Origin of the sequence: Serratia sp. 22278, assembly GCF_052045405.1 — a bacterium.
GTDB lineage: Bacteria > Pseudomonadota > Gammaproteobacteria > Enterobacterales > Enterobacteriaceae > Serratia > Serratia marcescens.
In genome coordinates this window covers 599,108-611,162 of record NZ_JBQEOW010000001.1, presented here as the reverse complement: position 1 = coordinate 611,162, position 12,055 = coordinate 599,108, and the positions used below count along the sequence as shown (strand labels likewise).

The 12,055-nt window shown below is 59.7% G+C and carries 12 protein-coding genes and 1 pseudogene; 7 read left to right on the top strand and 6 right to left on the bottom strand.

What is annotated here, in order from left to right; translation table 11 throughout:
- Position 1 precedes the first annotated feature (1 nt).
- Positions 2-1,021, bottom strand: coding sequence for an ADP-ribosylglycohydrolase family protein (locus ACTJJ6_RS03070; protein ID WP_016928074.1), 1,020 nt, complete (start codon positions 1,019-1,021; stop codon positions 2-4).
- 378 nt (positions 1,022-1,399) lie between these two features.
- Between ACTJJ6_RS03070 and phoP the strand changes: the two genes are divergently transcribed.
- The 3 genes from phoP (at position 1,400) to ACTJJ6_RS03055 (ending at position 4,740) form a co-directional block, all read left to right on the top strand.
- Complete coding sequence (gene phoP, locus ACTJJ6_RS03065; RefSeq protein WP_004941169.1) at positions 1,400-2,071, top strand: two-component system response regulator PhoP; 672 nt, start codon at positions 1,400-1,402, stop codon at positions 2,069-2,071.
- Positions 2,072-2,076: 5 nt separating this feature from the next.
- Positions 2,077-3,534 carry a two-component system sensor histidine kinase PhoQ gene (phoQ, locus tag ACTJJ6_RS03060; RefSeq protein WP_004941164.1) on the top strand — a complete coding sequence of 486 codons (1,458 nt, stop codon included), beginning with the start codon at positions 2,077-2,079 and terminating at the stop codon, positions 3,532-3,534.
- 84 nt (positions 3,535-3,618) lie between these two features.
- Positions 3,619-4,740 carry a ribosomal protein uL16 3-hydroxylase gene (locus tag ACTJJ6_RS03055; protein WP_004941161.1) on the top strand — a complete coding sequence of 374 codons (1,122 nt, stop codon included), beginning with the start codon at positions 3,619-3,621 and terminating at the stop codon, positions 4,738-4,740.
- Positions 4,741-4,780: 40 nt separating this feature from the next.
- Here the strand turns inward: ACTJJ6_RS03055 and ACTJJ6_RS03050 are convergent, their stop codons facing one another.
- The 5 genes and pseudogenes from ACTJJ6_RS03050 to pepT all read right to left on the bottom strand — a co-directional run bounded on the left by ACTJJ6_RS03050 (position 4,781) and on the right by pepT (position 8,897).
- Positions 4,781-5,869: a malate/lactate/ureidoglycolate dehydrogenase gene (locus ACTJJ6_RS03050; protein WP_440802074.1), complete on the bottom strand. Its 1,089-nt coding sequence runs from the start codon at positions 5,867-5,869 to the stop codon at positions 4,781-4,783.
- 262 nt (positions 5,870-6,131) lie between these two features.
- Positions 6,132-6,404 carry a hypothetical protein gene (locus ACTJJ6_RS03045; RefSeq protein WP_435981187.1) on the bottom strand — a complete coding sequence of 91 codons (273 nt, stop codon included), beginning with the start codon at positions 6,402-6,404 and terminating at the stop codon, positions 6,132-6,134.
- Positions 6,401-7,006 (bottom strand): annotated as a pseudogene (locus ACTJJ6_RS03040) (S-type pyocin domain-containing protein); the annotation flags it as partial. The gene ACTJJ6_RS03045 and the pseudogene ACTJJ6_RS03040, both read right to left, overlap by 4 nt.
- 98 nt (positions 7,007-7,104) lie before the next feature.
- The gene (locus ACTJJ6_RS03035) at positions 7,105-7,362 is read right to left on the bottom strand and encodes a hypothetical protein (protein WP_049300652.1); all 258 of its coding nucleotides are present in this window, start codon (positions 7,360-7,362) and stop codon (positions 7,105-7,107) included.
- A 305-nt stretch (positions 7,363-7,667) separates the two neighbouring features.
- A complete protein-coding gene (gene pepT / locus ACTJJ6_RS03030) occupies positions 7,668-8,897 on the bottom strand; it encodes a peptidase T (RefSeq protein WP_004941154.1) in 1,230 nt (409 codons plus the stop codon).
- 57 nt (positions 8,898-8,954) lie between these two features.
- On the opposite strand from pepT, the gene ACTJJ6_RS03025 reads away from it, so the two are divergent.
- From ACTJJ6_RS03025 to potC, 4 genes are read left to right on the top strand one after another with little or no spacing between them, the layout of a single operon-like run.
- A complete protein-coding gene (locus tag ACTJJ6_RS03025; protein WP_126502237.1) occupies positions 8,955-9,245 on the top strand; it encodes a hypothetical protein in 291 nt (96 codons plus the stop codon).
- An 8-nt stretch (positions 9,246-9,253) separates the two neighbouring features.
- Positions 9,254-10,369 carry a spermidine/putrescine ABC transporter ATP-binding protein PotA gene (gene potA / locus ACTJJ6_RS03020; protein WP_016928080.1) on the top strand — a complete coding sequence of 372 codons (1,116 nt, stop codon included), beginning with the start codon at positions 9,254-9,256 and terminating at the stop codon, positions 10,367-10,369.
- Positions 10,353-11,213 (top strand): spermidine/putrescine ABC transporter permease PotB, encoded by an 861-nt coding sequence (gene potB / locus ACTJJ6_RS03015; RefSeq protein WP_337055373.1) that lies wholly within the window; start codon positions 10,353-10,355, stop codon positions 11,211-11,213. The genes potA and potB overlap by 17 nt, the downstream gene beginning before the upstream one ends.
- Entirely contained in the window at positions 11,210-11,992 is a 783-nt protein-coding gene (gene potC, locus ACTJJ6_RS03010; RefSeq protein WP_033640617.1) for a spermidine/putrescine ABC transporter permease PotC, read from the top strand. The genes potB and potC overlap by 4 nt, the downstream gene beginning before the upstream one ends.
- The last annotated feature ends 63 nt before the right edge of the window (positions 11,993-12,055 follow it).

Here is a 12,055-nt window from a genome sequence, read left to right as displayed (position 1 = left end):
GTCACGCCTCGCCCTGCCGGCGACGGCGAAAACGCGCGAACGCCTGGGCATACGCCTCAACGTCCAGCGGATTCACCCGCTGCAACTCCGCCAGCAGGGCAGGATCCATCGCGCCGGCGCCGTGCAGCGCGCCGCAGACAGCGGTGGCCATCGCGCCGATGGTGTCGGTATCGCCGCCCAGATTGGCGCACAGCACCGCGCAACGGGTAGGATCGGTTTGCGCCAGCTGCACCATCGCCAGCGCCGCCGGCACCGACTCGATGGTGCTCACCCCGGCGCCAATCAGTTGATATATCCGCTCAGAGGCCTGCTCGGGATCGGCGGCCTCATCCACCACCTGAAACGCCAACTCGATGCGCGCCGCCAGTGAGGGGCTGAACGTCGTCACCTGACGGCGCTGGGCATACTCCGCCACGCCCGGCAGCGCCAGGCGAATCGAGGCCCAGTCCGCGCCCTCCACCGCACGCGAAACCGCCCAAGCGATCGCGACGGCACCGGCGACGGCGATGTCGGATTTGTGCGTCGGGCTGGAGGCCAGCCACACCTGCTGACAGAAATCCTCCAGCGGCGCAGACGGCAGCACGCAGCCCAAAGGCGAAATGCGCATTGCTGCGCCATTGGTGATGCCGTTGTTTTCCAACTCGGCGATCGGCGTGCCCGCTTTTTGCTCGCTCAACGCCAGTTTGGAACTGGGGCCGAGAATGTTCTTGTTGAAGGCGTCAAAACTGTCCACCCAGCGGATCACATTGCGGGCGATCAGCGCCGGCACCACCTCACCTTCCGCTTCCCGCAGCGCATCGGCCAGCGCCAGTGCCATCGCGGTATCGTCGGTATATTGCCCGGCCTTGAAGTAACAGGCGGCCGAGTTCTCCGCCGGCCCATCGAGAAAACCGTCTATCCAGCCGAAATGGCGCTTAACCCGCTCGCGCGGCCACAGCTCGGAAGGCATGCCGAGCGCGTCGCCCAGCATCTGTCCGTAAAGTGCGCCCGCTATGCGTTCTGCCTGGGTTAACTGCTTCATCCGTCGCTCCTGAGAAAATGTGCCGTTGCCTCAATAATACCTTATTAGTACCTTTAAAGCTTATCAAGCGCCCGGCTCACACTTCCCTTTCGCGGGCAATGCCCGGCGCGTTTAAGTTGCGTTTAATGTTGCCCCGCCGCTGTTTATCCGACGTTTATCAGAGCTTGTCGATAATGTCGGCGAACAAATTGATAACGCTTATTTTAATACATTGCTTCGGCTCTCTTGCGGGCCGGGCGGGTTATACCTACCATAGCCTCAGCACTTTTTGTCAAAATGGTTCAGGTGGCCGCGTTATTCCCTGACACGCCGCGGAGCGTGTTCCCTTTTATCGCGTGGGTGACAGGATGTTCACCCGCATAGTCACAGGAGTTCGCCATGCGAGTACTGGTTGTTGAAGATAATGGTTTGCTGCGTCACCACCTTTCCGTTCAGATGCGCGAGATGGGCCATCAGGTCGACGCGGCCGAAGACGCCAAGGAAGCCGATTATTTCCTGCAGGAACACGCGCCGGATATCGCCATCGTCGATCTCGGCCTGCCGGGTGAAGACGGCCTGAGCCTGATCCGCCGCTGGCGCGCCCATCAGACCAAGCTGCCGATCCTGGTGCTGACCGCCCGCGAAAGCTGGCAGGACAAAGTGGCGGTGCTGGAAGCCGGCGCCGACGACTATGTCACCAAGCCGTTCCACCTGGAAGAGGTGATCGCCCGCATGCAGGCGCTGATGCGCCGCAACAGCGGCCTGGCTTCGCAGGTGATCGTGCTGCCGCCGTTCCAGATCGATCTGTCGCGCCGCGAACTGAGCGTCAACGATCAACAGATCAAGCTGACCGCCTTTGAATACACCATCATCGAAACCCTGATCCGCAACGCCGGCAAGGTGGTGAGCAAGGATTCGTTGATGCTGCAGCTCTACCCGGACGCCGAACTGCGTGAAAGCCACACCATCGACGTGCTGATGGGCCGCTTGCGCAAGAAAGTGCAGGCGGAATACCCGCATGAAGTGATCACCACGGTACGTGGCCAGGGCTATCGTTTTGACGCGAAGTGAACATGATGTTCAACAAGAATAAAAAACCGTTTTCGCTGCGTGCCCGCTTCCTGATGGCGACCGCCGGGGTGATCCTGGCGCTGTCGCTCTCTTACGGTTTGGTGGCGGTCGTCGGCTATATCGTCAGCTTCGACAAAACCGCCTTCCGTCTGCTGCGCGGCGAGAGCAACCTGTTCTTCAGCCTGGCGCAGTGGAAAGACAACAAACTCACCATCGCCATTCCCCCCGATCTCGATCTCAACTTCCCGACGCTGGTCTTTATCTACGACGATAAAGGCAACCTGCTGTGGAGCCAGCGCAAGGTGCCGGAGCTCGAGAAGCTGATCAACAAGGAATGGCTGGAGGAGTCCGGCTTCTACGAAATCGACACCGACACCCGCGTCAGTAGCGAAGTGCTGGGGGACAACCCCAAAGCGCAGGATCAGCTGAAGAATTACGACGATACCGATCAGAACGCGCTGACCCACTCGGTGGCGGTCAACACCTATGCCGCCACGCCTCGCCTGCCGGCGCTGACCATCGTGGTGGTTGACAGCATTCCGCAGGAGCTGCAGCGATCCGACGTGGTGTGGGAGTGGTTCAGCTACGTGCTGTTGGCCAACCTGCTGCTGGTGGTGCCGCTGCTGTGGCTGGCGGCCTACTGGAGCCTGCGGCCGATCAAGGCGCTGGTCAATCAGGTTGGCGAACTGGAGAACGGCGAGCGCGATCAGCTGGATGAGAACCCGCCCAGCGAACTGCGCGGGCTGGTGCGCAATCTGAACATTCTGGTGCGTAACGAGCGCCAGCGCTACACCAAATATCGCACCACCCTGTCGGATCTGACCCACAGCCTGAAAACGCCGCTGGCGGTGCTGCAAAGCACCCTGCGCTCGCTGCGCAGCGGCAAGCAGACCACCATCGAAGAAGCCGAGCCGATCATGCTGGATCAGATCGGGCGCATCTCGCAGCAGATCGGTTACTACCTGCACCGGGCCAGCATCAACTCCGGCCAAACGGTGTTGACGCGCGAGATCCACTCGGTGCCGGCGCTGCTCGACAGCCTGGTGGTGGCGCTGAACAAGGTTTACCAGCGCAAAGGGGTGGTGATCACGCTGGACATCTCGCCGGAAGTGACCTTTATGGGCGAGAAGAACGACTTTATGGAAGTGATGGGCAACGTGTTGGAAAACGCCTGCAAATACTGCCTGGAGTTCGTGGAAATCACCTCGCTGCACTCCGAGAAAAACCTCACCATCGTTATCGACGATGACGGCCCGGGCATCCCGGAAAGCAAGCGCCAGCTGATCTTCCAGCGCGGCCAGCGGGTGGACACCCTGCGCCCCGGCCAGGGCCTTGGCCTGTCGGTGGCGGCGGAGATCATCGAGCAATACGACGGCGAAATCGTCATCAGCGACAGCCCGCTCGGCGGCGCGCGCATGCAGGTCACTTTCGCCCGCCAGCACGATACCCACCACAACGAATAAATTATGCCGCTGCGGCCCCGATCCACGGGGCCAAACTTCCGTTATAATCGCACTCAGGCTCACTCCCCTATCCTGGAATAGAACATGGATTATCAATTAGATCTGGACTGGAACGATTTTTTGCAACGTTATTGGCAAAAGCGTCCGGTGATTCTGAAGCGCGGCTTCAAAAACTTTATCGATCCGATCTCCCCGGATGAGCTGGCCGGGTTGGCGATGGAAAACGAAGTGGACAGCCGCCTGGTCAGCCACCAGGACGGCCGTTGGCAGGTCGCGCACGGCCCCTTCGAGAGCTTCGATCACCTGAGCGAAAACAACTGGTCGCTGCTGGTGCAGGCGGTGGATCACTGGCATGAGCCTTCGGCGGCGCTGATGCGCCCGTTCCGCCAACTGCCGGACTGGCGGATGGATGACCTGATGATCTCCTTCTCGGTGCCGGGCGGCGGCGTCGGCCCGCACCTCGATCAGTACGACGTGTTCATCATTCAGGGCACCGGCCGCCGCCGCTGGCGCGTCGGGGAAAAAACGCCGCTGAAACAGCACTGCCCGCACCCGGATCTGCTGCAGGTAGAGCCGTTCGACGCCATCATCGACGAAGAGATGGAGCCGGGCGACATTCTCTACATTCCGCCGGGCTTCCCGCATGAAGGCTACGCGCTGGAAAACGCGCTCAACTACTCGGTGGGCTTCCGCGCGCCGAACGGCCGCGAGCTGGTGAGCGGCTTCGCCGACTACGTGCTGGCGCGCGAGCTCGGCAGCAAGCGCTACGGCGATCCGGACGTTAAACTGCGCGAACACCCGGCGGAGATCCTGCCGCAGGAAGTGGACGCCTTGCGGCAGATGATGCTGGATCTGGTGCAACAGCCGGAGCACTTCCAGCACTGGTTCGGCGAGTTTATCTCCCAGTCGCGCCACGAGCTGGATCTGGCGCCGCCGGAGCCGCCGTATCAGGCCGGGGAAATCTACGAACTGCTGCAACAGGGTGAAGCGCTGCAGCGCCTGGGCGGGTTGCGCGTGCTGCGCGTCGGCGATCGCTGCTTCGTCAACGGCGAGCTGATCGACACCGACCAGCTGCAGGCCGCAGACGCCCTGTGCCAGCACTTCAGCGTCGACGCCGCCCTGCTCGGCGACGCGGTGGACGATCCGTCATTCCTGGCGCTGCTGACCGCGCTGGTCAACAGCGGCTATTGGTACTTTAACGACTGATTGCCGTCACGCGCACAAGCCACCCTGCCGGGTGGCTTTTTTATGCCTGCCGCGCCTGCGCGCGAAAACTGGCCAGCGCTTCATCCGCCATGCCCGCCTGCTCCGCCGCCGCGCAAATCTGCCGCCAGGTAGTGGCGTCTATCGGTATGCCCTGCTCCAGCCGCGCCGCGCGTTTGGCCTCCTCCCATTCTCCCGGCACCGCGATCGGCTGTTCGCCGCTCGGCGGCGACGCCTTCACCCAGCCGATGAACGCTTCGGCCTCGGCCTGCATTTGCGGGGCGTCGAAGGCCTGAGGATCGAGGATCAGGGTCGTCATGCAGTTGAAGATGGCGTCGCTGTCGGCTTTCAGCGTGGCGTCGTGGGTGGTGCGGCCGCCGGAGAGCGCGCCGCCGAGGATCTCGCACATCGCCGCCAGCGCATAGCCTTTGTGCAAACCGAACGGCAACAATGACCCGAACGGCGCTTCGTGCATCACCTTCGGTTCGGTGGTGGGTTGCCCGTGTTCGTCGATCAGATAGCCCGCCACCACCGACAAGCCTTTGTTATAGGCCACCCGAGTCTTGCCGAAGGCGATGCCGCTGGTGGCGAAATCCAACAGCAGCGGCGTGCGGCCCGGCCGCGGGAAAATGGCGCAGAACGGGTTGGTGCCGAAGCGGCGATCGCTGCCGCCGAACGGCGCCACCATCGGATCGCCCACCACGTTAACGAAGTGAATCGAGATAAAACCGGCGCGGGCGCACTGCTCCGCCCAATGGCCGATGCGGCCGATATGGTGCGCGTTGTGCAGCGCCACCGCCGCCAGGCCCAGCTTGCCGGCGCGTTCAATGCCCAGCGCCATCGCTTCGCTGGCCACCACCTGACCGAAGCCGCGCGCGCCGTCGAGCGTCAGCACCGCGCCGGCGTCGCGCACCACCTCGGCATGTTGATTAAGCTGCAATTGCCCCTGCGCCAACGATGCCATGTAACTGGGGATCATGCCGACGCCGTGCGAGTCGTGCCCGGCCAGATTGGCCTGCACCAGATGATCGGCCACCAGCTCGGCTTCGCGTGCCGTGCTGCCGGCCTGGCGCCAAATCGCCTGAACGAACTGCGCCAAATGTGGGCTGGCGATACGGTATTCGGTGCTCATCATGCGGTCCTTATGCGTGGGGAATAGGCTTCCACACTATGAGCAACGCCTTGTTGCGGCAAGCGATTATGCCGATCGCAAGCGTCCCGTTTTACCTACAGTATCCGCACGTTAACCCAGGCGACAAAAAAGCGAGGGCCGCTACTTTAGCCACCCGGCATAAAGGCTCGCGTTATGGCGCCCCCACCAGCCAAAAAAGAAACCCCCAACAAAATTTCGTTTGCCGGGGGTTAAAGAAGCACGAATCAGACCATAACCACGGCTATTCGATACCGTATTTTTTCTCAGTTACGAATTTCGGCTCTTTCCAATTGGGACCTTTTTTAACAAGCATTTTGTCACCCCATTCAATAACGCCATTCTGACGTAACTGTTCGAGCACCCGCCTGAATTCACCATTCCCAATTACTGTAAAATTATGGCGACTAAAGAATCGATCCATTTGGGGATAACCAAACCCATCCTCATTTCTCACCAAAAAGGCAATGACGTCAGAAATTTTTTCTTCTTTTGCCAAGCGCTCTAAATCAATCATTTTAGCATCCTCAACTCTTGTTGTTCAGCAGCGTCTAAAGCCTCCTGCGTATAGAGCAAAGCCTCGCTGTTGCCTAATTGATAATCTTCCAACGTCGCAGTATGCGTATTATTCCACACTTCCCCTTGATTATCTGGCACCGAGCCATCTCTAATACCCAAATTGCGATAACGCTCCAATTCTCTGATCTCATGTGTATAAAATCGCCTGTCAGTATCGGTGGGGTGCAGTTCTCCCTTCAGGATCTTTTCCAGGCGGTCGATCATCACTTTGTTAGCGTCTGACTCTGTAAAACGCCCAGTATGCAGTTTCACTTTATCCACGCCGGCACGGTCGATGCTGGCCCCTTTCCAATCCAGATTCTGGATGGGGCCTCCAGCTTTATTGGTGTTGTATTCACGACCGCTGTATTTGCCCCTGGCGTTGGTTTCACCATAGGGCTTGCTCACCATCACATAGACAGCTTCAACTCCGGTTTCCAGCGCATCCGGCTGCCACAGGATAAAGTCTTGCAGATCCTGCACCACATCCGCCGGGAAGGTGGTGACCACGATGCTGTCCGGCTGCCTAATGCCGGTGCCGACCCGGTCGGTACTAGGTTTATTAGTTTCGTTCTGCCCGGTACATCACCAAAAGAAAACCCCCAACAAACTTTCGTTTGCTGGGGGTTAAAAATGCACTAATCAGACCATAACTATAGCTATTCGATACCGTATTTTTTCTCGGCTACGAATTTCGGCTCTTTCCAATTGGGGCCTTTCACTACTTTTCCATTTTGATCCTGAAGCACCCCTTTTTGGAATAATGCATCGTAAGTAGAAGAGAGCTCCCCGCTGGAAATTGCATCAAAGCGATTATAGGTATATAGCCGATCCAATTTACGGTAATCAGAGGTCGGCCCCAAAAAAGTTAGTACATCTTCTACACTTTCATTTTTAACGATATCTTTTAAAGGCATTATTTCTTTCCTCCCATAGCATCTTTCAGCGCCTGTTCATATGCGGCTTGTAGGGCCCCATCTGTATAAAGCGCCTGTTCCTTTTCATTTATTCTATAGTCTTCAAGCGAAGCAGTATGTGTCCTGTATGCATAACCAACAATTTATCTCTGCGGATAACGGGATCCCCTCACCACGGGTTGTATGATGAAGGGGACAACAATGAGGCAGGGAACGATAAGAGAACGGCGAGTACACGGAGCCCCGCCGGGTGGATCAGAAAAGGGAATGCGGGCCGGCGCAAGCCGGCCGGGGAACGAAGGCGTTTACCGCGCCCGCTCGGCGGCCAGCGCCGCGATGCGCATAATTACCGCCACCGCTTGCTCCATGCCCTCCAGCGTCACGAATTCGTGCTTGCCGTGGTAGTTGTAGCCGCCGGTGAACAGGTTCGGGCACGGCAGGCCGCGGAACGACAGCTGCGCGCCGTCGGTGCCGCCGCGGATCGGCTTCATCACCGGTTCGATGTCGCAGTCGCGCATCGCCTGCTGCGCCAGCGCAATCACGTGCGGGTGCTCCGCCACCTGTTCGCGCATGTTGTAATAACTGTCTTCGATGCTCACTTCGATATAGCAATCGCGCGGCAAGCCTTTGCCGACCTCACGGGCGATGTCCACCATTTTGCGTTTGCGCGCCTCGAACCCTTCGCGCTCGAAGTCGCGCAGAATGTAGTGCATTTCGGCGCGCTCCACGCTGCCCTTGATGCTGCTGAGATGATAAAAGCCCTGGTAGCCTTCGGTGGTCTCCGGCGCTTCGTCCGCCGGCAGCGCCTGATGAATGCGGGTCGCCAGCGACAGCGCGTTGACCATCACTCCCTTGGCGCTGCCGGGGTGTACGCTGTTGCCGAGGATTTTGATCGTCACCGAGGCGGCGTTGAAGTTTTCGCACTCCAGCTCGCCGACGCCGCCGCCGTCCACCGTGTAGGCCCATTCCGCATTGAAGGCCGCCACGTCGAACAGCTGCGCCCCCTTGCCCACCTCCTCGTCCGGAGTGAAGGCCACGCGGATGTCGCCGTGCGGGATCTTGCGCGCGCGCAGGCGCACCATGGCGGTGAGGATCTCGGCGATGCCCGCCTTGTCGTCGGCGCCCAGCAGCGTTTTGCCGTCGGTGGTGATCAGCGTCTGCCCCAGCATCTGGTGCAGGATCGGGAACATCACCGGCGACAGCACTTCATCACCGATGCCGAGCGCAATGTCGCCGCCGCGATAGTTCTCGACGATCTGCGGATTGACGTGTTTACCGCTGAAATCCGGCGAAGTATCCAGATGGGCGATGAAACCGACCGCCGGCACCGGCCAGGCGACGTTACCCGGCCAGGTGCCCATCACGCAGCCGTGTTCGCTGAGCGACACCCGCTCGAAGCCGAGCGCGATCATTTCCTGCTGCAATGCACGCGCCAGCTTCAACTGCCCGTCGGTGCTCGGCACATGCTTTACGTTCGCTTTGGACTGGGTGTCGAAAGAGACGTAGTTGAAAAAGCGGTCAAGTAATTTGTCCATGGTAGCGGCCCCTCAGAATATCGCGTTTCATTATGCGGAACCGATCAGGATCAAATATTGCGTCAGGTCATTTTTAACCAGAATTCGCCAATATCATTAATCTTTGTGATGATTTCTGAGGGGAATAATGCTGTCATCACAGGGTCATTTGTCGCTATCATGATGAAAAACGCGGCATCTGGGCCGGATCGGCTTTCAATTCCGGCATTCAGCGTCTATCATGCGCGCTCGAAAAATTTCCATTGGCGTAACTGGTTTGAGCTTCTTTTGAATCGCGGGCATTCCCGCAAGCTCCGGCAGTCTTTTCCAGTTGCGGTTCTATCTGCATTAGCCCACGGGATAGAGTAATACGATAAATGACTGAGACATCCTCTCCGACTCCCCTTGTTGAACTGCATGCCCTGAGCAAAGCGTTCGATGGCAAAACCATCATTGCCGATCTGGATCTGACGATTAACCACGGCGAATTCCTCACCATTCTCGGCCCCTCCGGTTGTGGCAAAACCACGGTGCTGCGCCTGATCGCCGGTCTGGAAGACGCCGATTTGGGCCGCATCGTGCTCGACGGCCAGGACATCACCGCCATTCCGGCCGAACATCGCCACGTCAACACCGTGTTTCAAAGCTACGCCCTGTTTCCGCACATGTCGGTGTTCGACAACGTCGCCTTCGGCCTGCGCATGCAAAAGGTGCCGGCGGCGGAACTGACGCCGCGCGTGGAAGAGGCGCTGCGCATGGTGCAACTGGATGCGTTCGCCAAGCGGCGGCCGGGGCAGCTCTCCGGCGGCCAACAGCAGCGCGTGGCCATCGCCCGCGCGGTGGTCAACAAACCGAAGGTGCTGCTGCTGGACGAATCGCTGTCGGCGCTGGACTACAAGCTGCGCAAGCAGATGCAGAACGAACTGAAAGCGCTGCAGCGCAAACTGGGCATCACCTTCGTGTTCGTCACCCACGATCAGGAAGAAGCGCTGACCATGTCGGATCGCATCGTGGTGATGCGCGAAGGCCGCATCGAGCAGGACGGCACGCCGCGTGAGATCTACGAAGAGCCGAAGAACCTGTTCGTCGCCAGCTTCATCGGCGAGATCAACATCTTCGACGCGGTGGTTTTGCAACGTCTCGATCCGCAGCGGGTGCGCGCCAACGTCGAGGGCCGCGAGTGCGACATCTACGCCGATCTGCCGGTGGAGCCGGGCCAAAAGCTGAAGGTGCTGCTGCGCCCGGAAGATCTGCGGGTGGAAGAAGTGAACGACAGCGCGCAGCACGACGGGTTGATCGGGTACGTGCGCGAGCGCAACTACAAAGGCATGACGCTGGAGTCGGTGGTCGAGCTGGAGAATGGCAAAACGGTGATGGTCAGCGAGTTCTTCAACGAAGACGATCCGGACGTCGATCACTCGCTCAATCAGAAGATGGCGGTGACCTGGGTCGAAAGCTGGGAGGTGGTGCTGGCCGATGAAGAAATCGCGTAAAGTCTTTCAGAATGTGGTGATCGTCGGCGTCGTCGCCTGGCTGCTGCTGTTCGTGTTCATGCCGAACCTGATGATCATCGGTGCCAGCTTCCTGACCCGCGACGACGCCAACCTGGTGCAGATGGTGTTCACGCTGGATAACTACCGGCGTTTGTTCGATCCGCTGTATGCCCAGGTGCTGCTGCACTCGCTGAACATGGCGCTGATCGCCACCCTGTGCTGCCTGGCGATCGGCTATCCGTTCGCCTTTATCCTGGCGCGCTTGCCGCAGAAGATGAGGCCGCTGCTGCTGTTTCTGCTGATCGTGCCCTTCTGGACCAACTCGCTGATCCGCATCTACGGCCTGAAGCTGTTTCTCAGCACCCGCGGCTATCTCAACGACGCGCTGCTGTGGATCGGCGTCATCGACAAGCCGCTGCGCATCATGTACACCTCGGAAGCGGTCGTCCTCGGCCTGGTGTATATCCTGCTGCCGTTTATGGTGATGCCGCTCTACTCCAGCATCGAAAAGCTCGATAAATCCTGCCTGGAGGCGGCGCGCGATCTCGGCGCCAGCAAGCTGCAGACCTTTATCCGCATCATCGTGCCGCTGACCATGCCGGGCATTATCGCCGGCTGCCTGCTGGTGGTGCTGCCGGCGATGGGGCTGTTCTTCGTCGCCGATCTGATGGGCGGCGCCAAAAACCTGCTGATCGGCAACGTGATTAAAAGCCAGTTCCTCAATATCCGCGACTGGCCGTTCGGCGCGGCCACCAGCATCTGCCTGACGCTGGTGATGGGGCTGTTGCTGCTGGTCTATTACCGGGCCGCACGCCTGCTGAACAAGAAGGAGGATCTGGCATGATCGGACGTCTGCTGCGCGGCGGCTTTATGACGCTGGTATACGCCTATCTGTATATCCCGATCGTCATCCTGATCGTCAACTCCTTCAACGCCTCGCGCTTCGGCATCAACTGGCAAGGGTTTACCGCCAAGTGGTACAGCACGCTGCTGAATAACGACAGCCTGCTGCAGGCCGCGGGCCACTCGCTGACCATGGCGGTGCTCTCCGCCACCTTCGCCACGCTGATCGGCTCGCTGACCGCGGTGGCGCTGTACCGCTACCGCTTCCGCGGCAAACCGTTCGTCGGCGGCATGCTGTTTGTGGTGATGATGTCGCCGGACATCGTGATGGCCATCTCGCTGCTGGTGCTGTTCATGTTGCTGGGCATTTCGCTCGGCTTCTGGTCGTTGCTGTTCTCGCACATCACCTTCTGCCTGCCGTTCGTGGTGGTGACCGTCTACGCGCGCCTGAAAGGCTTCGACGTGAAGATGCTGGAAGCCGCGCGCGATCTCGGCGCAAGCGAGTTCACCATCCTGCGCAAAATTATCCTGCCGCTGGCGATGCCGGCGGTGGCGGCCGGTTGGCTGCTGAGCTTCACCCTGTCGATGGACGACGTGGTGGTCTCCTCCTTCGTCACCGGGCCGAGCTACGAGATTTTGCCGCTGAAGATCTACTCGATGGTGAAAGTCGGCGTCTCGCCGGAGGTCAATGCGCTGGCCACCATTTTGCTGCTGCTGTCGCTGGTGCTGGTGATCGCCAGCCAGTGGGTGATGCGCGATCGCGCGCCCAAGGCAGAATAATCCTTCCCGCCGGGCGCCGCTGCGCCCGGTTGTGATCCCCTTCACAACCGGCACCGGTTGTCA

What these genes read in the sequence shown, in the direction of transcription:
- ACTJJ6_RS03070 (WP_016928074.1), bottom strand. Translation starts at nt 1,021, where the DNA reads ATGAAGCAGTTAACCCAGGCAGAACGCATAGCGGGCGCACTTTACGGA.
- phoP (WP_004941169.1), top strand. Translation starts at nt 1,400, where the DNA reads ATGCGAGTACTGGTTGTTGAAGATAATGGTTTGCTGCGTCACCACCTT.
- phoQ (WP_004941164.1), top strand. Translation starts at nt 2,077, where the DNA reads ATGTTCAACAAGAATAAAAAACCGTTTTCGCTGCGTGCCCGCTTCCTG.
- ACTJJ6_RS03055 (WP_004941161.1), top strand. Translation starts at nt 3,619, where the DNA reads ATGGATTATCAATTAGATCTGGACTGGAACGATTTTTTGCAACGTTAT.
- ACTJJ6_RS03050 (WP_440802074.1), bottom strand. Translation starts at nt 5,869, where the DNA reads ATGAGCACCGAATACCGTATCGCCAGCCCACATTTGGCGCAGTTCGTT.
- ACTJJ6_RS03045 (WP_435981187.1), bottom strand. Translation starts at nt 6,404, where the DNA reads ATGATTGATTTAGAGCGCTTGGCAAAAGAAGAAAAAATTTCTGACGTC.
- ACTJJ6_RS03035 (WP_049300652.1), bottom strand. Translation starts at nt 7,362, where the DNA reads ATGCCTTTAAAAGATATCGTTAAAAATGAAAGTGTAGAAGATGTACTA.
- pepT (WP_004941154.1), bottom strand. Translation starts at nt 8,897, where the DNA reads ATGGACAAATTACTTGACCGCTTTTTCAACTACGTCTCTTTCGACACC.
- potA (WP_016928080.1), top strand. Translation starts at nt 9,254, where the DNA reads ATGACTGAGACATCCTCTCCGACTCCCCTTGTTGAACTGCATGCCCTG.
- potB (WP_337055373.1), top strand. Translation starts at nt 10,353, where the DNA reads ATGAAGAAATCGCGTAAAGTCTTTCAGAATGTGGTGATCGTCGGCGTC.
- potC (WP_033640617.1), top strand. Translation starts at nt 11,210, where the DNA reads ATGATCGGACGTCTGCTGCGCGGCGGCTTTATGACGCTGGTATACGCC.